Source organism: Brachybacterium equifaecis (genome assembly GCF_023509525.1).
GTDB lineage: Bacteria > Actinomycetota > Actinomycetes > Actinomycetales > Dermabacteraceae > Brachybacterium > Brachybacterium equifaecis.
Map to the genome: position 1 here is coordinate 1 of NZ_JAKNCJ010000001.1, position 20,633 is coordinate 20,633.

A 20,633-nucleotide genomic window follows, 5' to 3' on the forward strand; every position below is an offset into this window, starting at 1 on the left:
ATAGGGCAAGCCCCATCGTCACCGTTCGACTTGCATGTGTTAAGCACGCCGCCAGCGTTCGTCCTGAGCCAGGATCAAACTCTCCATCAAAAAATGAAAAACTATCCTGGCATTTCAAACGACTAGCATAATATAAATTCTGCTACATCATCCGTCATGCCATAAAACATATGGCATCAACAAATTGACACGCTATTGAGATTTCAAACAGCACGCGCACACCCTCACGCCACCACAATGGCAACCGCTCAGGGGCACTGCACCGGATCCAGGCCGAAACCCGTTCCGAGCGAATCACTTCGTCACTCCGGCACGAGAAGCTACTCTAGTAGATCCCCGCGGCATTTGCAACTCCGCGATCCGTGCTCTGCGTCACATCCCGATCAGATCAGCATCTGACACACAGCACTTGAATTTTCAGTTCGTCGTCCTGGGCTCTTTCGCGGCACTCGATCCGGCCAGCAGGCCTTCCCTCGTTCCGCTCGGCTCACCCGGCGACAGAGAAAACATTACGGGCCCCCCGAACCCCCCGTCAAACCCGCCGTTCACCCCCTCGCCACCCCCTCGCAACCGTGTCTGCGCAGGTCAGGGGGCTTTGCGCTCCCGATCGGCGTCAATATTGCAGGGCCTGTGACGTGCAGATGCGGCTGGCCTCACATGAGGCCAGCCGCATCTAGTACACAGCGGGAAGGGAGCGCTCGAGCGGCTCAGGCCGGCTGCGGCACCACCCCTCGATGGAGCGCGACGATCCCACCGGTGAGGTTGCGGTACTGCACCTGTTCGAGGCCGGCCGCGCCCAGCCACTGCACCAGCTCCTCCTGGCTCGGCCACTCGAGGATCGACTCCGCGAGGTAGTCGTACGCATCCGCGCTGCTCGACAGTCGCCCGGCGATCGCCGGGAGCGCGCGCAGCAGGTACTTCTCGTACACCGCGCGGAAGGGCTTCAGCACAGGGGTGGAGAACTCGCAGACCACGACGCGCCCCCCGGGGCGGACGACTCGCGCCATCTCGCGCAGGGAGCGGCGCGGATCCTGCACATTGCGCAGGGCGAAGGAGATCACCGCGCTGTCGAACGAGTCGTCGGCGAAGGGGAGCGCCTGGGCGTCGGCTCCGACGAACGGGAGATGGGGCTGGCGCTCCCGGCCCTCGCGCATCATGCCGAGCGAGAAGTCGGCGGCGAGCGCGCGGGCGCCGGCCTCGACGATCGCGGCGGTCGAGGTGCCGGTGCCTGCAGCGAGGTCGAGCACGGCATCCCCCGGTGCGATGGCGAGCGACTCGACCATCGCCTTCCTCCACGAGCGCACCTGGCCGAGTGCGGCCACGTCGTTCATCAGGTCGTACCGCCCCGCGATGCTGTCGAACATCCCGGCGACGTCGAAGGGGCGCTTGTCCAGATCCGCACGGCTCATGCCCCGATCCTGCCAGATCCGGTCCAGCACGCGGCGCACCTTCGCGCTGTGCCGCCCCAGCACGGACAATGGAGGGGGCGCGCCAGTGCGCTGCGCTCCCGCCGACAGTCCCGTTCCCGCTCTCAGGAGACCCTGTGACCTCCATCGATTCCCTCCACATCCCCGATTCGCTGCTGCCGGCCGACGGCCGCTTCGGCTCGGGACCCTCGCGCGTGCGGCAGGAGCAGATGGATGCGCTCTTCGCCCTCGGCCCCGATGTCATGGGGACGTCCCACCGGCAGGCCCCGGTGAAGCGGATCGTCGCTCGGGTCCGCGAGGGCCTCGCCGCGCTCTTCTCCCTCCCCGAGGGATATGAGGTCGTGCTCGGCAACGGCGGCTCCACGGCGTTCTGGGACGCTGCGGTCTTCAGCCTCATCCAGGAGCGCAGCCAGCACGTCGTGCTCGGGGAGTTCTCCTCGAAGTTCGCCCAGGAGAGCGCGGGCGCCCCGTTCCTCTCCGAGCCCCGCATCATCCGCACGGAGCCTGGCACCGCCGCTGCCGCGCAGGCCGACGACGAGGTGGATGCCTTCGCCTGGCCCCAGAACGAGACCTCGACCGGCGTCATGCTCCCCATCGTCCGCCCTGAGGGCGCGCGCGAGGACCAGCTCGTGCTGATCGACGCGACGTCCGCCGCCGGCGGCATCGCGTTCGATCCGCTCGCGACGGATGCCTACTACTTCGCGCCCCAGAAGAGCTTCGCCTCCGATGGCGCGCTCTGGTGCGCGGTGCTCTCCCCCGCGGCGATCGAGCGCGCCGGCGCCATCGCCGCGAGCGACCGCTGGATCCCGGAGATCCTCTCCCTCACCACCGCGCTCGAGAACTCGCGCAAGGACCAGACGCTCAACACACCTGCGATCGCCACCCTGGCGCTGATGGCGGAGCAGATCGAGTGGATGCTCGCGCAGGGCGGACTGGCGTGGGCCGATGCCCGCACCCGTTCCACGAGCGGACTCCTCCACGCATGGGCTGATCGCCGTCCCGAGATCACGCCGTTCGTGACCGACCCCGCGGCCCGCTCCCAGGTGGTGACCACTCTGGACGTCGATGACCGCATCGATGCCGAGGCGATCACGGGACTGCTGCGTCGCCACGGCATCGTCGACATCGAGCCCTATCGCAAGCTCGGACGCAATCAGCTGCGCATCGCGACGTTCCCCGCGGTCCCGGAGTCCGACGTCCAGTCGCTGATCGGCGTGCTGGACTACGTCCTCGATGCCATCGAGGTCGCCGCGCAGCCCTGAGCCTGCCCTGCCGCTCGCAGCACGAAGCCCCTCCGCATCCGGGATGCGGAGGGGCTTCGTCGTCCTGTCGGCGGGAAGCACGCACGCTCTCCCGCTCACGCAGAGCGCAGGATCGATGCCGCAGCGCACTGCGGCCGCGGGCGGCCTGTGCGCCTGCTCAGGGACGCTGCCCGAGGGCTCCCGTGGCCCCGGCGAGGAGCTCATCGTCGGTCTCGGGCTGCAGGAGCAGGGCGAGCAGGGCCACGGCCTCGGCGAGGGACTCGGCCTGCTCCTCGGAGAGCTGCTCGATCCGGGAGCGCAGCCGCGCATCGCGGCCGTACCGATCGTCCTCCACTGCTGCCGCCCCCTGCGCGGTCAGCCGCACGACGGTCTGGCGGCCGTCATGGGGATGGGGCGAGCGCTCGAGCAGCCCTTCGGATTCCAGTCGCGCGAGCATGCGCGAGACGACGGGAGCGGAGACCCCCTGCACCTCCGCCATCCGGCGCGGAGAGCTCTCCCCGGCGCGGTGGAGGTAGGCGAGGGCGGAGGCCTGCGGAGCGGTCAGCCCCGCATCCGAGCTCCGGACGCGGGGGCGGCGCGATGCCATGACCAGCACCCGATGCAGCGCATCGACGATGCCGTCCACGACGTCGCGCCCCGCGCCCGGGCCGCTCATGCGATCAGCGACTCGATCGCTCCGCGCAGGAAGTACAGGACGAACAGGGCCGAGACCACGTACATGAGCGGGTGGATCTCCCGCCCGCGTCCGCGCACCACGCGGATCAGCACGTACATCAGGAAGCCCGCGCCCATGCCCACCGTGATGGAGTACGAGAAGGGCATCAGGATGATGGTGAGGAAGGCGGGGATCGCCTTCTCCATGTCGGTGAAGTCGATGGACGTCACCTGGGTCATCATCAGGAAGCCGACCATCACGAGCGCGGGAGTGGCCGCCTCGTAGGGGACCATCGCGACCAGGGGCGCGAAGAACATCGTCGCGAGGAACGCCAGGCCCGTGACCACCGCGGCCAGTCCCGTGCGCGCGCCATCGGCCACGCCTGCCGTCGACTCCACGAAGCTCGTGTTCGAGGAGACGCCGCCGAGACCGCCGCCGATCGCGGCGACCGAGTCGGCGATCAGGATGCGCTGCGAATGAGGGATGTCGCCCTTCTCGTCGAGCAGATCGGCCTCGGAAGCCACCGCGACCATCGTGCCCATCGTGTCGAAGAAGTCCGCCAGGAGCAGCGAGAAGACCACGACCGTCGCGCCGACGGCCCCCGCGGCCGTGATGCCCGCGATCGGATCGACCGTCAGCAGCGTGGAGAAGTCCGGCAGCTGGATCGGGAAGCTGTCCAGGGACGGGACGTTCATGCTCCAGCCATGGGGGTTCGGGGCATCGCCGCGCGAGCCGTCGGAGTACGCGCCGACTCCCGCGAAGCGCTCGATGACCCAGGCGAGAACGGTCGCGATCACGATCGAGATCAGGATGGCGCCGGGCACCTTGCGCACCCACAGCACGAACATCAGCAGCAGGCCCACCACGAACACGAGCGTCGGCCAGCCGACGAGGGAGCCGTCGTTGCCCAGCTGCACCGGCGTGCCGGCGGCGTGCGTCACGAAGCGGGCGTTGAACAGGCCGATGAAGGCGATGAACAGGCCGATGCCCACGCCGATGGCGGTCTTCATGAAGGGGGGCACAGCGTCGAACACCGCGCGGCGGAAGCCGGTGAGCACCAGGATCAGGATCAGGATGCCCTCGATGACCACGAGGCCCATCGCACCGGCCCACGTCATCCCCGGGAGGGAGACGACCGAGTAGGCGAGGAAGGCGTTGAGGCCGAGGCCGGCGGCGAGCGCCAGCGGGAACTTGGCCCACGCCCCCATGAAGATGCTGAGCACACCGGCCACGACGGCCGTGCCCGCGGCGACCGCGGCGAGATTGGGCTCGGTGCCGCCGCCGAGATAAGCGCCGGTGGAGTCGGGGACCGTGCCGATGATCAGCGGGTTCAGCACCACGATGTAGCACATCGCGAAGAAGGTGACGAGACCGCCGCGGATCTCGCGGCCGATCGTCGAGCCGCGCTCCGTGATGCGGAAGTACCCGTCGAGCCCGCCGCGAGAGGCGGGGGCCGGTGCGCCGGCGGCCGCTGGGGAGGCGGCTGCGCGGCGGTCCCCGGAGAGAGAGGAGGAGGATGAGGAGGAATGGGGTTCTGGCATGGGGGAATGCTATCGGGATCAGCCCTCCAGGCGGCTCTTCTGCCGCTGGATGAACCGGTAGTACTCCGCGTCCTGCAGCTCGCCGGCGGCGTCCTCGTCCACGACCACCGTGACGGCCGGATGCATCTGCAGGATCGTGGCCGGGCAGAACGCGCCGAAGGGGCCCTCGATCATCGCAGCGATCGCACTGGCCTTGCTCTCCCCGGTCGCGGCAAGGACGATCCGGCGCGCCTCCATGATGGTGCCCAGCCCCTGCGTGATCACGTGGACCGGGACGTCCTCCGGGGAGTCGAAGAAGCGCGCGTTGTCGCTGATCGTCTGCTCTGTGAGGGTCTTGACCCGGGTGCGGGAGGTCAGCGCGCTGGTGGGCTCGTTGAAGCCGATGTGGCCGTTCCCGCCGATGCCCAGGATCTGCAGGTCCACTCCGCCCGCGTCGGCGATGCCGCGGTCGTATCGGGCCGCTTCGCCGACGGGGTCTGCCGCCTGGCCGTCCGGGGAGATGACCAGCTCGTCGGCGATGTCGACGTGGGAGGTGAAGTGCTCTCTGATGAAGCGGTGGTAGCTCTGCTCGTGGCTGCGCGGGATCCCCACGTACTCGTCCAGCAGGAAGGCGCGCGCGTGCCCGAAGGAGAGGCCCTCCTCCCGATGCCGGCGGATGAGCTCCTGGTACGTCGCCACCGGAGAGGATCCCGTGGCGAGGCCGAGCGTCACGCCGAAGCGGCCCCCGTGCCGGATGACGCTCTCGAACCTGTCTGCGACCTGCCGGGCGACGCCCTCGGCGTCCCGCTCGATGATGATCTCCATGGTGGCCTCCTGCGCGTGCGAGCTGTTCGATGGTCTGCGCGAGCCTGCGCGGAATCGCCTCGATCCGCGCACGCCCGATCACAGACTATCGGCTGGGCCGCAGATGAGCACGGGACCTCGGCACCTGCGCGCCCCGCAGGATGCGTCAGAGCCCCGCTCCTCCCATGAAGGAGGAGCGGGGCTCTGAGGGGCGCGGGGCGACCGATCGGCCGCCCGTCGCGCATCCCGCCGCGCCTCTCAGCGAGAGGCGCGGGACGGGGTCACTTCTTCTTCGGGCCCGCCGCCAGCTCGAACGCCCCGCGGGGGTTCGTCGACTGGGGGATGCCGATGATGTCGCGGCGCGAGATCATGTTCCCGATCCAGTCGGTGAGCACAGCCGCCTTGCGGCCGAAGGTCGGCATCGCATAGAGGTGGTAGGCGCGCGCAGCGGCCCAGGCCGGGAGGCCCTTGAACTCGATGCGCTTGTCGCCGAGCATCACGTAGCCCATGCCCTTGTACATGCCGAGGGTCGCCATGGTGCCGAGGTTCTTGTGGTAGTAGTCCACGAGCGGGCGGCCCTGGATCGAGCGCGCGATGTTGTCGGCCAGGCGCTTGGCCTGCCGGACCGCGTGCTGGGCGTTCGGCGGGCACATCTTGTCCTCGCCGGAGGCGAGGTCGGGCACCGCGGCGCAGTCGCCGGCGGCGAAGACGTCGTTCAGCACGCCGTCATCGGTCTTCACGCGCAGGTCGGGGAGGCAGGCGAGCTTGCCCATCATCGGGCCGCGCTCGGAGATGACCGGGAGGTCGGAGTGCTCGGCGTCCGAGAGCAGCGGGTTCGGCTTCACCCCGGCGTTCCAGACGATGAGGTCGCTCGCGAACTCATCGTCATCGCTGGTCTTGACGACGCCATTCTCGCAGGAGTTCACGAACGTCTCGAGCTTGACCTCGATGCCGCGCTCGCGGAGCTGGTCGAGAGCGTACTGACGATGCTCCTCGCTCACCTCGGGGAAGATGAAGGGCGCCGCATCCACGAGCACGAAGCGCACGTCGGAGGAGTGCAGATCGGGGTAGTAGCGCAGCGCGTCGCGGACCATGTCCTCGGTCTCCGCGAGCGCCTCGCCGCCGGCGAAGCCGCCGCCGATGAAGGTGAACGTGAGCAGGCGCTTGCGGGCCGCGGGATCCTTGGTGGACGCCGCCTCGGCGAGGTTCGCGAGGATGCGGTCGCGCACGGCGATGGCCTCCTCCACCCACTTGAAGCCGATCGCGTTCTCCGCGAGGCCGGGGATGGGGAGCAGGCGCGGGACGGAGCCGAGGCCCACGACGAGGTAGTCGTACGAGATCTGCAGATCCTCGCCGTCCTCCGTCTGGACGCCGACGACCTTCGCCGAGGAGTCGATGTCGGTGATCGCACCGGTGACGACCTTCGTGCCCGTGAGGATCTTGCGCAGCGGCGCGAGGACGTTGCGGGGATCGATCGAACCGGCGCCCACCTCGGGGAGGAAGGGCTGGTACGTGAGGTAGGGGCGCGAGTCGACGACCGTGATGGCGACGTCGGAGCCGAGGTTCTTGCGGAGCTCCGATGCGGCGTTGAGGCCGACCGACCCGCCGCCGAGGATGAGGACGTGCGGCTTGCTGCCGGTGGTGGTGTTCATGATTCCAGCGTATCTCTCCCACCGGTCACAAAGTCCAGGCACGCCGCCTCATGAGACCGGATCCTCGTCACGCCTCCCCCTCACCCCAGCAGGCGCAGGGCGATCCCATCGAGGATGTCGTGCTCGGAGACGCGCACGCTGCGCGCGCCCGAGGCCTCCTGCACCCGCTCGAGCAGTCGCGACCAGATCAGGGCTCCCCCGCCGATCACATCGATCCGGCCGGGGTGGATGATCGGGTGGGCTGCGCGCTCAGTGCGCGTGGCGGAGAGGATCTCGGCGCAGCTCTCGCGCATCCGGGTGATCGCCAGCTCCGCCCCGTGGGTGAGGTCGGGGGTGTAGCTCTCGTGGCCCAGGGCGAGCCCTGCCAGCGTGGTCACCGTGCCGGCGACGCCGACGACCGTGCGAGCGCGGGCGAGCGGCACGGCAGCGGCCGCCTCGTCCAGCAGCGCATCCACCAGGGAGCGGGCCTGCGCGATCTCCTCGGAGGTCGGAGGATCCCCGTGCAGGAAGCGCTCAGTCAGGCGCACGGAGCCCACGTCGAGGCTGATGCGGTGAGTGGGGGCATCCTCGCCGAGCACGAGCTCGGTGGATCCCCCGCCGATGTCGACGACGAGGACGGGCCCCTCCTCCAGCCCCCGCAGCGTCGAGACCGCGCCGAGGAAGGACAGCTCCGCCTCCTCCTGACCGGACACGACGTCGAGCTCCACGCCGAGGATCTCGCGGACCCCGTCGATCAGCTCGTCGCGGTTGGCGGCGTCCCGGGTCGCGGAGGTCGCGACGAAGCGCACGGCCTCGGCGCCGTGCTGGTCGATGAGGACCGCGTATCGGCGGGTCGCCTCCAGGGTGCGCTGCAGCGCGGCGGGGTCGAAGCGCCCGGTGCGATCCACCCCGTACCCGAGGCGCACCACCTCCATGCGGCGCTCGAGATCCCGCAGCGAGCCCCCGGGGCCCCCCCCTGCGGCGATCAGGAGTCGGATCGAGTTGGTCCCGCAGTCGATCGCGGCGACTGTCCTGCTCATACCGTCCCCTCCCCTGCCTGCTCGCAGCGGCACACGTCGATCGAGGCGCTCGGGGCAACCTCGGCCAGCACGAGGTCGGCGACGGGGTTGATCCCGGGTCCTTCGGCGAGCCCCTGCCCGATGAGCGCATGCAGGCACTTCACCCGGGTGGGCATGCCGCCCGCGCTGAACTCGGAGATCTCCTCGACCTCCCCGAGCTCCCCTCGCCGCTCCAGGTAGCGGCGGTGCGCCGCCGCGTAGCCGGCGGCGAGCTCCTCGTCCTCGAGCAGGGCCGCGCTCAGCTCCGCCATCCGACCGTCGGCCTCGAGCCGCGAGACCGCGTGGGTGAGCGAGGGCAGGGTCAGGTAGAGCGAGGTGGGGAAGGGGGTGCCGTCCGGCAGCCGCGGCTGCGTGCGCACGACCGCGGGCCGGCCGCAGGCGCACCGGCGCGCGATGGAGACGACCCCGCGCATGGGCCGGCCGAGCTGGATCGCCATGGCCTCGAGATCCGCGGGCGTCGCAGGGCTCTCGAACGGGAGAGGAGGGAGTGTGCTCACGGGATTCCGATCATGGGGAGAGATGTCCGAGGGGATGCGCTCCGGCGCGGGGCTCGGGGCGCTGCGATGTCTGGGAGTGCTGCGAAGGCTGGGAGGGAGGTGCGGACCGAAGCGGTCAGGGTCGGGAGGGATCGGCCGGTCCGCCGTCGGCCGGAGGGATCCCGGCACCGGCGGTCTCCGCACGGCTCGCGCCCTCCACGCTGCTCCACAGCGTGTCGTACCACTCGCCCTGCGCTGCAGCGACCTCCTGCTGCTCCCGCTCGGTGAGGGGGACGGCTGCACCGCTGCTGTCCATCAAGCGGTACTGGGTCTCCCCGGGCATCGCGTAGAGGAGGCGCTCGCGCGCCTGGGCGGCGACGAAGTTGGGGTCCTCCCAACGGTCGACGTCCTTCTGCAGGGAGGCGAGCTCGTCCTGCTGGGCGGCGACCTGATCCTGGAGCGCGGAGAGCTGCTGGCTCTGGGCGACGTAGCTGTTGAGAGCCGGGACGAGGGTGCCCGCGGCCAGCACGATCACCGCCACCAGCACCAGGGCGCGGCGGGTGACCGTCAGCAGCGGGCCGTCGTCGGCCTCCGGCAGGGGCGCGGAGGTGCGTGCGCGCGCGGCCGCGGCAGGGCGCGTGCGCGAGGCTGCGGCGCCGCCGCCCGCGCGCTTCGCGCGAGACGCGACGACCGGGCGACCCGCTCTGCGCGGGGCACCCGGTCGTCGTGTCGTCATGCGGTCAGGCTACAGGCTGCGCCTGCATCACTTCCCGAAGCGAGGGAACGCAGCAGCACCGGCGTAGTTGGCCGCCTCGCCCAGCTCCTCCTCGATGCGGATGAGCTGGTTGTACTTGTTCACGCGCTCGCCGCGGGCGGGGGCGCCGGACTTGATCTGGCCGCAGTTGGTCGCCACGGCGAGGTCGGAGATGACGGTGCTCTCGGTCTCGCCGGAGCGGTGCGACATCATCGAGCGGTACCCGGCGCGGGTGGCCATGTCGACCGCGTCGAGGGTCTCGGTGAGCGAGCCGATCTGGTTGACCTTCACCAGCAGCGCGTTCGCGGCCTTCTGGTCGATGCCGCGCTGGAGGCGCTCGGGGTTGGTGACGAAGAGGTCGTCGCCCACGAGCTGGACCTTCTCGCCGAGCTTCGCGGTGATCGCGACCCAGCCCTCCCAGTCGTCCTCGTCCAGCGGATCCTCGATGGAGACGAGGGGGTAGGCATCCACGAGCTCGGCGTAGTAGTCCACCATCTCCTGGCTGGACTTCTTGGCGCCCTCGAACTGGTAGGAGCCGCCCTCGAAGAACTCGGAAGCCGCGACGTCGAGCGCGAGCGCGACATCGGTGCCCGGCTTGTAGCCGGCCTTCGTGATGGCCTCGAGGATGAGGTCGAGCGCCTCGCGGTTGGAGTCGAGGTTCGGGGCGAAGCCACCCTCGTCGCCGAGACCGGTGGAGAGCCCGCGATCCTTGAGCACCGACTTGAGCGCGTGGTAGACCTCGGCGCCCATGCGCATGGCCTCCACGAAGCTCTCCGCGCCGATCGGCGCGATCATGAACTCCTGGATGTCGACGTTGGAGTCGGCGTGGGAGCCGCCGTTGACGATGTTCATCATCGGCACGGGCAGGACGTGGGCGTTGGGGCCGCCGACGTACTGGTAGAGCGGCACGCCCGCGGAATCGGCGGCGGCCTGCGCGACGGCGAGGGACACGCCCAGGATCGCGTTGGCGCCCAGCTTGCCCTTGTTCGCGGAGCCGTCGGCCTCGAGCATCGCGAGATCGATCGCGCGCTGCTCCTGCGCATCCTTGCCCACGACCACGGGGCCGAGATCCTCGATGACCGCCTGCACGGCCTGGGTGACGCCCTTGCCGAGGTAGCGCTTCTTGTCGCCGTCACGGCGCTCGACGGCCTCGAACTGGCCGGTGGAGGCGCCCGAGGGGACCTGGGCGCGCGCGAACGTGCCGTCCTCCAGCAGGACCTCGACCTCGACGGTGGGGTTGCCGCGGGAGTCGAGAATCTCGCGGGAGTGGATGGCTTCGATGATGGCCATGGGCTGTTCCTTCCTTCGGATGAGGATCAGACGGCGGGGCTCATGGGAGAGGCCCGCTCTCGCCGCCCAGTCTAGTGTCCGCCGGCGCCAGGGCGCGGGGCCGTTCAGCCCGCGCCGCGCAGCGCCGCGGGGATCCGCGCGAGGAGGGTGCGCAGCGCGCTCTCGGGATCGGAGTCGACTTCCTCGGCGCGCACCGCGAGGTCGAGCAGCGCGAGCGCGAGGCGCCCGTCCCACTGCCCCTCTTCGCTCCCGCCGGCCGCTCGACGGGCGCCGTGGAGGAGCTCCTCGAGCCTGCCGGCCGAGCGGGCGCGGTGCACGATCTTCGCCGCGCGCTGCAGGGAGGGCAGCTCGCGCGGAATGCCGTGGAACCACGCGTCTGCCCCCGAGGGGGCAGGCGGGGCCCCGGCGGCTCGCGCGGCCTCGGCCTCCTGCGCCTTGACCGCATGCCACTGCGCGACGATCGCCTCGACGTCGCCGCGGTCGCCGATGGCCTCCGCGCGATCGGCGCCGAACACGTGAGGATTGCGCCGCTCCATCTTGTCGATGAAGGCGCGCGCCACATCGTCCACGTCCCACGGGGGCTCGGCGTCCTGACCGAGGCGCGCGTGGAAGAGGATCTGGAAGAGCAGGTCGCCCAGCTCATCGGGCAGCCCTGCGCCGTCGGCCTCGATGGCTTCGAGGACCTCGTGGGTCTCCTCCAGGAGGTAGCGGGCGAGCGAGCGGTGGCTCTGCACCGCGCTCCAGGCGTCGCCGTCCTCGGCGAGCAGAGCGTCCATCACCTCCACGGCGCGCAGCAGCGCTGCGCCCTTCGCCTGCGCCTCGGGCGGCCCGGCGAGGGCCGCCCCGCACGGATCGGCGGCATCGGGCTCCAGGCGCGCCGACGGTGCGGCGCCGTCCGCTGCAGATGCCGGAGCCGGCAGCTCCGACCAGTCCTCCTCGTGCGCGCCCGCGGCGGCGAGCACAGCACGGGCGATCTCACGGGCGGCGGGGAGGTGGGCCTCGCCCACCAGCCACGCGCCCTGTCCGAGGCGCACGATCCCCTCGAGCGCGCCGAGCAGCGCGGGCATCGGGGGGTCCTGGCCGATGTCCACGACCGGGGCGTGCGCCTCGTCGAGAGCGCGCCTCCAGCTCCCGTGCGCATCGCCGCCCGCACCGGCCGTGGCGATCACCCCGTCGGCCCCGCGCAGCGCATCCCACGCCGCGGCGCTGAGCATCCCCGCCGGGATCCCGGCGGGCACGGGCACGAGGACGAGCCGCTCGGTGCGCATCAGGCGGCCGCGCGCTCGGGGGCGAGCACTGCGAGCACCTGGCGCGCCCAGTCCAGCAGCTCGTGGTCGCGCAGCTCGACCCCGCCGACGCGCGAGGTCGTCGGGCGCGGGATGAGGACCTGGCGCACGGCGGGCTTCAGCATCGTGCCGGGGTACAGGCGGCTGACGCGCAAGGCGACCGAGTCCGGCAGCTCCACATGGGCGAAGCGGATCATCTTGCCCTGGGCCTGGACCTCGTCGATGCCGGCGAGGCGGCAGTCGCGGCGGAAGCGCGCGACGTCCAGCAGCACCTCGACGGGAGCGGGCAGAGGGCCGTAGCGGTCCGCGAGCTCCGCGCGCACCTCCTCGATCGTGGCGAGATCGGTCGCGCCCGAGAGCTTCGCGTACGCCTCCAGGCGCAGCCGCTCCGAGGAGATGTAGTCGTGCGGGATGTGGGCGTCCAGCGGCAGCTCCACTTTGATCTCGCGCTCGGGAGCCTGGGACTGGCCGCGGAAGGCGGAGACCGCCTCCCCCACCATGCGCACGTAGAGGTCGAAGCCGACCCCGGCGATGTGTCCCGACTGCTCGGCGCCCAGCAGGTTGCCCGCGCCGCGGATCTCGAGGTCCTTCATGGCCACCTGCATGCCCGCGCCGAGATCCGTGTTGGTGGCGAGGGTCGTGAGGCGGTCGCTCGCGGTCTCGGTGAGCGGCTTGCTGCCGTCGTAGAGGAAGTACGCGTACGCGCGCTCGCTCGAGCGGCCCACGCGCCCGCGCAGCTGATGCAGCTGGGAGAGGCCGAACTTGTCGGCCTTCTCGACGATCAGCGTGTTCGCGTTGGAGATGTCGAGCCCGGTCTCCACGATCGTCGTGCAGACGAGGACGTCGAACTCCTTCTCCCAGAAGTCCACGATGACCTTCTCGAGCTGGTGCTCGCCCATCTTGCCGTGGGCGATCGCGACCCGCGCGTCGGGCACGAGATCCCGGATGTGCTGGGCTGCGCGATCGATGTCCTCCACCCGGTTGTGGATGAAGAACACCTGGCCCTCGCGCAGCAGCTCGCGGCGGATCGCGGCGACGATCTGCTTGTCGTCCTCCGCGCCCACGTAGGTGAGGACTGGGTGGCGCTCCTCAGGCGGGGTCGCGAGGATCGACATCTCGCGGATCCCCGTCACGGCCATCTCCAGGGTGCGCGGAATCGGGGTGGCAGACATCGACAGCACGTCGACGTCGGTGCGCAGCGCCTTCAGCGTCTCCTTGTGCTCGACGCCGAAGCGCTGCTCCTCGTCGATGATCAGCAGTCCGAGATCCTTGAAGCGCACCTGCCCGGTGATGAGGCGGTGCGTGCCGATGACGACGTCGACCGTCCCGGCCGCGAGGCCCTCGATGGTCTCCTTCGAATCCGCATCGGACTGGAAGCGCGAGAGCCCCCGCACGACCACCGGGAAGCCGGTGTAGCGCTCGGTGAAGGTGTCCAGGTGCTGCTGCGCGAGAAGGGTGGTCGGCGCGAGCACGGCCACCTGCTTGCCGTCCTGGACCGCCTTGAAGGCGGCGCGCACGGCGATCTCGGTCTTGCCGTAGCCGACGTCGCCGAGGATCAGGCGGTCCATGGGGACGGTCTTCTCCATGTCGCGCTTGACGTCGTCGATCGTGGCGAGCTGGTCGGGGGTCTCCACGAACTCGAAGGCGTCCTCGAGCTCGCGCTGCCAGGGCGAATCGGGGGCGAAGGCATGCCCCGGAGCCGACTGGCGCTGGGAGTACAGGCGCACGAGCTCGTCGGCGATCTCGCGGATCGCCTTGCGGGCCTTGGACTTCGTCTTGGCCCAGTCGCCGCCACCCATGCGGTTGACGGCCGGATCCTCCCCGCCGACGTACTTCGTGACCTGGTCGAGCTGGTCGCTGGGCACGTACAGGCGGTCCCCCGCCTGGCCCTTCTTCGAGGCGGCGTACTCGATGACGAGGTACTCGCGCGTGGTCGCCTTGACCCCGGTACCGACGGTCCGGCTCGTCATCTCGACGAAGCGGCCGACGCCGTGGTGGTTGTGGACGACGTGGTCTCCCGGGCGCAGCTGCAGCGGGTCCACGACGTTGCGGCGCTTCGCGGGGATGCGGCGGTCGGTGCCGCGGCGCTGGCCGGTCTTGCCGGTGATGTCCCGCTCGGAGACGAGGATCAGCCGCAGCGACTCGTCGATGAGGCCCTCGGTGAACGGCCCGACCGTCACCACCGGCTCCCCGGGCGGGGGCATCTCGTCCAGCGCCGCGCGGAACGACACCGGGAGCCCCTGCTCGGCCATGGTCTCCGCCGCGTGGCGCGCCGAGCCCGTGCCCATGAACGTGATGGCGATGCGCCAGCCCTCCGCGCGGCGCGCGATCAGGTCGGCGGCGGCGTCCGTGCCGCGGCCCGTGTAGCCCGGGTGCGTGGTGGCGCGGGCGGTGACGTCGGCGTCCTCGTCGAGCCCGAAGGGGCCGACGCGATGCCAGCCGAGTCCCCGCTCGGCGGCGCGCTCGCGCGCCTCGCCGAGGGTCGCGAAGGAGGCGTCCCCGACGTCGATCGGCGTCCCGCCGCCGACGGCCGCGCTGGACCACGCAGCGGCGAGGAACTCCTCGGTGGTCGAGACGAGCTCCGCAGCGCGCGAGCGGACGCGCTCGGGATCGAGCACGAGGACCTGCGCCCCGGCGGGGAGCACGTCCAGGACCTGCTCCATGCCGTCCACGAGGACCGGGCTGAGGGACTCCATGCCCTCCACCGCGATCCCGCCGGCGATGCGCTCCAGCATGTCCTGGATGCCGGGCAGCCGCGGGGCGAGCTCGCGGGCTCGCTCGCGCACCGCGTCGGTCAGGAGGATCTCGCGGCACGGCGCGGCGTCCAGCCCGTGAGGCACGGGCTCCAGGGAGCGCTGGTCGGCGATGGAGAAGTAGCGGATCTCGTCGATCTCGTCGCCGAACAGATCGATGCGCACGGGGTGCGGCTCCGTGGGCGGGAAGACGTCGAGGATCCCGCCGCGCACGGCGAACTCCCCGCGCTTCTCGACCATGTCGGTGCGCACGTAGGCGGCGTCCACGAGGTCCTGCTCGAGCGCTTCGAGGGGATACTCCTGGCCGACCTGGCCGCGCACGGCCCGCAGGTCCCCGAGGCCCTTCGCGATCGGCTGCAGCAGGCTGCGCACGGGCAGGAGCAGCACGGAGACGGGCTGCTCGGTCTCCGGGTGGGCGATCCGGCGCAGGGTCTGGAGGCGGCGGGCCACGGTGTCCACGCGCGGCGAGAGCCGCTCATGGGGGAGCGTCTCCCAGGCAGGCAGCTCCGCGATCTGCTCGGTCGCGACCATGGCGCTGATCGCCGCGCGCGCGTCCTCCGCGGCGCGCGTCGTGGCGGTGAGCACCACCAGGGGGCGCTCGGGGCTCGCGCAGCGCGCGAGGTCGGCCACGATGAAGGGCACGAGACCCCCGGGGGCCACCACGCTCGCGTCCTGCTCGGCGTCCGGCCCGAAGAGTGCGCGGATGCGGGTGAGATCGTCCCCGCTCGCGACCAGATCGAGCAGCGGGGCCAGGGGCGCCGCGGCGGCGGCTCCGTCGGCGGCGACGGGAGCAGGAGCGGGGGCGGTCATCGGGCCTCCTTCGAGTGGACGTGCTGCTGGGCGGCGGTGAGGCCCTCGAGGACGAGCCTCTGGAGCGCCTCGGCCGCATCGTCGATGAGCAGGGGGAGGTTCTTGCGCTCTGCGGAGGAGAAGGGCGCGAGGACGAAGTCCGCGGTGTCCTGGCGGCCGGGGGGCCTGCCGACGCCCACGCGCACGCGCAGGTAGTCGCGCGTGCCGAGCGCCTTGGAGATGCCCCGCAGGCCGTTGTGGCCGCCTTCGCCGCCGCCCTGCTTCAGGCGCACTGTGTCGAAGGGGATGTCGACCTCGTCGTGCACGACGACAACGTTCTCGGGGGCGACGTCGTAGAACTTCGCGAGCGCGCTCACGGGGCCGCCGGAGGCGTTCATGAAGGTGGTGGGCTTCGCGAGGATGGTGCGCGCGTCCGCGCCCGGCATCCCGAGGCGGCCCTCGATGACCACCGCCTGCGCGCGCCGCGCCGCCTTGAAGGTGCCGCCCGTCTCGGAGGCGATGTGGTCCAGCACCATCTGCCCGACGTTGTGGCGGGTGGCTGCGTACTGGGGGCCGGGGTTCCCGAGCCCCACGACCAGGAAAGTCTCGTGCATCGTGCGCTCCTGCAGGTCTCGGTGGGCGGATCCGGCCACCGGAACGCTACCGGGGCGCCGCGCTCAGCGCGACGCCCCGGCAGCAGATGTGGGCAATCGATCGGGAATCGGCTCGCGCCGCCTCCCGGGAGGATCACTCCTCGGAGTCGGACTCCTCGGAGGACTCGCCCTCGGAATCCTCGGACTCCTCGGAGGACTCGGCACCGGCCTCGGCGCCGCCGGCCTCCGCCTCCTCGATAGCGGCCTCCAGCTCCTCGTCCACGCGCGGCAGCTGCACGGACAGCACGAGCAGCTCGGCGTCGGTGACCAGCTCAGCGCCGCTGGGGAGGGTGACGTCGCCGGCGAAGAGCTGGAAGCCCTCCTCCTTGCCCTCGACGTCGATCTCGATGCTCTCGGGGACGTTGAGGGCGTCGACCGAGAGGGTCAGCGCCTGCTGGTCCACGACGGCGATCGCGGGGGCGACGGGCTCACCGGTCATGAAGACGGGGATGTCGACCTCGACCTTCTCGCCGCGGCGGACCAGGATGAGGTCCAGGTGGGTCAGGGAGCGGCGCAGCGGGTGGCGCTGGATCTCCTTGATGAGGCCGAGGTGGGTCTCGCCGTCGGGCAGGACCAGCTCGAACAGCGCGTTCGCGTTGCGGGCCGCGAGAGCGGTCTCGTGGCCCGGGAGGACCAGGTGCAGGGGCTCGGTGCCGTGGCCGTACAGGACGGCGGGGACCTTGTGCTCGGCGCGGATGCGGCGGGCAGCGCCCTTGCCGAACTCTTCGCGCTTCTCGACGTTCAGCTTCTCAGCCATGGGGATGCTCCTTCAGGTGGTTCGCGGGCGGCGAGCGGCGCAGCGGAACCTGCTCAGCCGCCCATGGAGGGGGGAGCCATCCCGCACCGCGTCGATCACGGAGAGCAGATGCTCTCCCTCGCCGAAGTGACCGACGCACTCTACCACGGCCTCTCCGCCCCGGCCCGGGACCGCCTGCGACATGGACTTTCGTCCTGCCGACGGGTGCGGCGCGCGACCTAGCGTGGAGGCATCCGGAGGCGCACGCCGCCGGGCGGCGCACGAGCCGCAGCATCCCGACGGACCGAGGAGTTCGATCCCATGACCACCTCCCCCACCGCCCCGCTCGAGAACCGCTCGCCGGGAGCAGATCCGGCGCGCGGCTCCCTCGCCGCCGACGCCCGGGGAAGCCACGTGAAGCCCTGGGGCTTCACCCTCCTCGGAGCGGTGCGGATCCTCCTGGGCTTCTACTTCCTGTGGGCCTTCCTCGACAAGCTGCTGGGGCTGGGATTCGCTACCCCGCGCGAGCGCGCCTGGATCAACGGCGGCTCGCCCACCACCGGCTTCCTCGGCGGCTCGATCGAGAGCGGCAACCCGTTCGCTGGGATCTGGAAGTTCTGGCTCGGCCTGAACCCCTTCACCGACATCCTGTTCATGGCGGGTCTGCTCGGCATCGGGCTGGCTCTGCTGCTGGGGATCGGAATGCACGTGGCCGCAGTATCCGGCGCGCTGCTCTACCTGATGATGTATCTCGCCGCGTTCCCGCTCGCGACTAACCCGATCCTCGACGACCACCTGATCATGGCGGTCCTGCTGCTGGCGATGGCCGGTCTGGCGGCTGGCGATCACCTGGGCTTCGGACGGCCCTGGCGCCGACTCGTGAAGGGCAACGCTCTGCTCGTGTGACGCGCAGCCAGCGGCCCGGCAGCAGACCAGGCAGCCGACGAGGAGGGGCGAGCACCGCACGGTGCTCGCCCCTCCTTCATGCTCCAGCGTTGCGCAACGCTCAGACGTCGCCGTCGAACAGGCTGGTCACCGATCCGTCGTCGAACACCGCGCGGATCGCTCGTGCGATCAGCGGCGCGATCGAGAGCTGCGTGAGCCCTTCGAACTGCTTCTCGGCAGGGATCGGGAGCGTGTTCGTGCAGATGACCTCGCGCACCCCGGAGCCCCGGAGGCGCTCGGACGCCGGATCCGAGAGGATCGGGTGCGTGGTGGCGACGACGACGGACGAGGCGCCATTGGCGGTCAGCGCCTCGATGGCCTGCACGATGGTGCCGGCCGTGTCGATCATGTCGTCGACGAGGATGCACGTCTTGCCGGAGACCTCGCCGATCACGCGCTTGGCGACAGCCTGGTTCGGGCGCGTGGTGTCGCGGGACTTGTGGATGAAGGCGAGGCCGACGCCTCCGAGCCGCTTCGCCCACTGCTCGGCCACCCGGATGCGGCCGGCATCCGGGGAGACCACGACGATGTCCTCGGAGCCGTAGCTGGCGCTGACGTAGTCGGCCAGGAGCGGCAGTGCCATCAGGTGGTCGAGCGGCTTGTTGAAGTAGCCCTGGACCTGCGGGGCGTGCAGGTCCACGGAGATCATGCGGTCGATGCCCGCGGTCTCGTACAGATCCGCGACCAGCCTGGCCGAGATCGGCTCGCGGCCGCGGTGCTTCTTGTCCTGGCGCGCGTAGGGGAAGCTCGGCGCGATGGCCGTGACGCGCTTGGCCGAGGCGCGCTTGAGCGCGTCGATCATGATCAGGTGCTCCATCACCCAGGTGTTGATGGGAGCGGGATGGGACTGCAGGACGAACGCGTCGGCGCCGCGCACCGACTCCCCGTAGCGCACATAGATCTCGCCGTTGGCGAAGTCCCAGGCGTCCATCGGGAGGACCTCGATGCCGAGCTCCTCGGAGACCTCCTGGGCGAGCACCGGGTGGGCCCTTCCTGAGGCCAGGACCAGGCGCTTCTCTCCACTGGCGACGATGCCGCTCATCGGTTCCCCTCTTCCTCCGCGCCCTGCTCGGGGCGCGTGACGGACTGCTGGTTGGCGAGGGCCGCTTCCGCGGCCTGCGCGGCAGCGGTGCCGGCGCGCCGTTGCAGGCTCCATCCTTCCATGATTCGCATGGAGGTCGCGTTCACAGCCAGCGCGCCGGGCGGGACGTCGGCCCGCACGGTGGTGCCCGCGCCCGTGTCGGCGCCGTCGCCGATCGTGACGGGCGCGATCAGCACGGAATCGGCGCCCACGTGCACGTGCTTGCCGATCACCGTGCGGTGCTTGTGCACGCCGTCGTAGTTCGCGACGATCGTCGCGGCGCCGAGATTCGTGCCCTCGCCGATCTCCGCGTCGCCGACGTAGGACAGGTGCGGGACCTTCGCGCCCTCGCCGATCACCGCGTTCTTCGTCTCGCAGAACCCGCCGATCTTCCCGCGCGCGCCGAGCTCGGTGCCGGGGCGCAGGTAGGTGAACGGGCCCACGGTCGCCTCCTCGCCGATGACGGCGAGATTCGCGTGGGTGCGCACGACGCTCGCGCGGTCGGCGACGTCGGTGTCGATCAGGGTGGAGTCCGGACCGATCTCGGCGTCCTCGCCGATCGACGTCGCCCCGAGCAGCTGCACGCCCGGGCGGATGATGGTGTCCTGCCCGATGGACACCTCCGCATCGATCCAGGTGGTGGCCGGATCCACGAGGGTGACGCCGGCGCGCATGTGGCGCTCCAGGATGCGCCGGCGCATCTCGGCGCCGAGCTGCGCGAGCTGGACCCGGTCGTTGACGCCCTCGACGAGCAGCGCGTCCTCGGTGAGCAGGGCGCGCACGATCCCGCCGTCCTCGCGGGCGATGGCGAGCACGTCGGTCAGGTACATCTCCCCCTGCGCGTTGTCCGTCCCGATGCGCTGCAGCGCGGAGCGCAGCACGGCGAGGTCGAAGGCGTAGATGCCGGAGTTGATCTCGGTGATCGCGAGCTGGTCCGCGTCGGCGTCCTTGTGCTCCACGATCCCCAGCACCCCCTGGCCGCTCGGATCCCGCAGGATCCGGCCGTAGCCGGTGGGATCGGCGATGCGCGCGGTGAGCACCGTGACGGCGCTGCCGTGCTCCTCGTGCTCGGCCACGAGGTCCTGGAGGGTCTGCGCATCGAGAAGCGGCACATCGCCGTAGGTCACCAGCACAGTGCCGCTCTCGGCGCTCACGCGGTCGAGACCGCACTGCACCGCACGGCCCGTGCCGGGGATGTCGTCCTGATCGGCGATCAGGACGTCGTCGGCGACGTCGGCGAGATGGCCCACGACCCGCTCACGCTCATGGCGCACGACGGCGACGATCTGATCGGTGTGCGTGCCGCGCGCGGCGTCCAGCGCATGCAGCAGCAGCGAGCGCCCGCAGATCTCGTGGAGGACCTTCGGGGTCTTCGAGCGCATGCGGGTGCCGGCTCCGGCGGCGAGCACGATGACGGCGACTGGGACGGGAACGTTCACGCGGATCTCCTCGAGGGCGGCTCGGTGGCGGGGCGGCCCCAGGGGCCTGCTCC

The 20,633-nt window shown here is 70.8% G+C and carries 17 protein-coding genes and 1 rRNA gene; 2 read left to right on the forward strand and 16 right to left on the reverse strand.

The features are described from left to right. Together Bequi_RS00005 and Bequi_RS00010 are read right to left on the reverse strand one after the other, a co-directional pair. Nucleotides 1–90 (reverse strand): 16S ribosomal RNA (locus Bequi_RS00005); the annotation flags it as partial. Nucleotides 91–707: 617 nt separating this feature from the next. Further along, on the reverse strand, nt 708–1,409 hold the full coding sequence (locus tag Bequi_RS00010) for a demethylmenaquinone methyltransferase (protein WP_249735947.1): 702 nt from the start codon (nt 1,407–1,409) through the stop codon (nt 708–710). 143 nt (nt 1,410–1,552) lie between these two features. Here Bequi_RS00010 and serC point away from each other — a divergent pair, with 143 nt between their 5' ends. Next, nucleotides 1,553–2,689 (forward strand): phosphoserine transaminase, encoded by a 1,137-nt coding sequence (serC, locus tag Bequi_RS00015; protein ID WP_249736736.1) that lies wholly within the window; start codon nt 1,553–1,555, stop codon nt 2,687–2,689. A 157-nt stretch (nt 2,690–2,846) separates the two neighbouring features. Here the strand turns inward: serC and Bequi_RS00020 are convergent, their stop codons facing one another. From Bequi_RS00020 to Bequi_RS00075, 12 genes are all read right to left on the reverse strand, one after another. Continuing rightward, nucleotides 2,847–3,344 (reverse strand): MarR family winged helix-turn-helix transcriptional regulator, encoded by a 498-nt coding sequence (locus Bequi_RS00020; protein WP_249735948.1) that lies wholly within the window; start codon nt 3,342–3,344, stop codon nt 2,847–2,849. Further along, nucleotides 3,341–4,885, reverse strand: a complete 1,545-nt coding sequence (locus Bequi_RS00025; protein WP_249735949.1) for an NCS2 family permease — start codon at nt 4,883–4,885, stop codon at nt 3,341–3,343. Before Bequi_RS00025 ends, Bequi_RS00020 begins: the two co-directional genes overlap by 4 nt. 18 nt (nt 4,886–4,903) lie before the next feature. Further along, nucleotides 4,904–5,689, reverse strand: coding sequence for a glucosamine-6-phosphate deaminase (nagB, locus tag Bequi_RS00030; protein ID WP_249735950.1), 786 nt, complete (start codon nt 5,687–5,689; stop codon nt 4,904–4,906). A gap of 260 nt (nt 5,690–5,949) precedes the next feature. Beyond that, a complete protein-coding gene (locus tag Bequi_RS00035; protein ID WP_249735951.1) occupies nt 5,950–7,320 on the reverse strand; it encodes an NAD(P)/FAD-dependent oxidoreductase in 1,371 nt (456 codons plus the stop codon). 80 nt (nt 7,321–7,400) lie between these two features. Continuing rightward, on the reverse strand, nt 7,401–8,339 hold the full coding sequence (locus Bequi_RS00040; RefSeq protein WP_249735952.1) for a Ppx/GppA phosphatase family protein: 939 nt from the start codon (nt 8,337–8,339) through the stop codon (nt 7,401–7,403). Further along, nucleotides 8,336–8,875 (reverse strand): DUF501 domain-containing protein, encoded by a 540-nt coding sequence (locus Bequi_RS00045; RefSeq protein WP_249735953.1) that lies wholly within the window; start codon nt 8,873–8,875, stop codon nt 8,336–8,338. The genes Bequi_RS00040 and Bequi_RS00045 overlap by 4 nt, the downstream gene beginning before the upstream one ends. 115 nt (nt 8,876–8,990) lie before the next feature. Further along, a complete protein-coding gene (locus tag Bequi_RS00050; protein WP_249735954.1) occupies nt 8,991–9,590 on the reverse strand; it encodes an FtsB family cell division protein in 600 nt (199 codons plus the stop codon). Nucleotides 9,591–9,617: 27 nt separating this feature from the next. Continuing rightward, nucleotides 9,618–10,898 carry a phosphopyruvate hydratase gene (gene eno, locus Bequi_RS00055; RefSeq protein ID WP_249735955.1) on the reverse strand — a complete coding sequence of 427 codons (1,281 nt, stop codon included), beginning with the start codon at nt 10,896–10,898 and terminating at the stop codon, nt 9,618–9,620. 104 nt (nt 10,899–11,002) lie between these two features. Continuing rightward, nucleotides 11,003–12,166, reverse strand: coding sequence for a MazG nucleotide pyrophosphohydrolase domain-containing protein (locus Bequi_RS00060; RefSeq protein ID WP_249735956.1), 1,164 nt, complete (start codon nt 12,164–12,166; stop codon nt 11,003–11,005). Continuing rightward, nucleotides 12,166–15,747 (reverse strand): transcription-repair coupling factor, encoded by a 3,582-nt coding sequence (mfd, locus tag Bequi_RS00065; protein ID WP_249735957.1) that lies wholly within the window; start codon nt 15,745–15,747, stop codon nt 12,166–12,168. Before mfd ends, Bequi_RS00060 begins: the two co-directional genes overlap by 1 nt. After that, complete coding sequence (gene pth / locus Bequi_RS00070) at nt 15,744–16,340, reverse strand: aminoacyl-tRNA hydrolase (protein WP_249735958.1); 597 nt, start codon at nt 16,338–16,340, stop codon at nt 15,744–15,746. Before pth ends, mfd begins: the two co-directional genes overlap by 4 nt. Nucleotides 16,341–16,473: 133 nt before the next feature. After that, nucleotides 16,474–17,136 carry a 50S ribosomal protein L25/general stress protein Ctc gene (locus Bequi_RS00075; RefSeq protein WP_249735959.1) on the reverse strand — a complete coding sequence of 221 codons (663 nt, stop codon included), beginning with the start codon at nt 17,134–17,136 and terminating at the stop codon, nt 16,474–16,476. Between the two features lie 300 nt (nt 17,137–17,436). Between Bequi_RS00075 and Bequi_RS00080 the strand changes: the two genes are divergently transcribed. Continuing rightward, nucleotides 17,437–18,021 carry a hypothetical protein gene (locus tag Bequi_RS00080; RefSeq protein ID WP_249735960.1) on the forward strand — a complete coding sequence of 195 codons (585 nt, stop codon included), beginning with the start codon at nt 17,437–17,439 and terminating at the stop codon, nt 18,019–18,021. Between the two features lie 100 nt (nt 18,022–18,121). Here Bequi_RS00080 and Bequi_RS00085 read toward each other — a convergent pair whose 3' ends face one another. Together Bequi_RS00085 and glmU are read right to left on the reverse strand one after the other, a co-directional pair. Next, nucleotides 18,122–19,102 carry a ribose-phosphate diphosphokinase gene (locus Bequi_RS00085; protein ID WP_249735961.1) on the reverse strand — a complete coding sequence of 327 codons (981 nt, stop codon included), beginning with the start codon at nt 19,100–19,102 and terminating at the stop codon, nt 18,122–18,124. Beyond that, nucleotides 19,099–20,580, reverse strand: a complete 1,482-nt coding sequence (glmU, locus tag Bequi_RS00090; protein WP_249735962.1) for a bifunctional UDP-N-acetylglucosamine diphosphorylase/glucosamine-1-phosphate N-acetyltransferase GlmU — start codon at nt 20,578–20,580, stop codon at nt 19,099–19,101. Before glmU ends, Bequi_RS00085 begins: the two co-directional genes overlap by 4 nt. Nucleotides 20,581–20,633 lie beyond the last annotated feature (53 nt).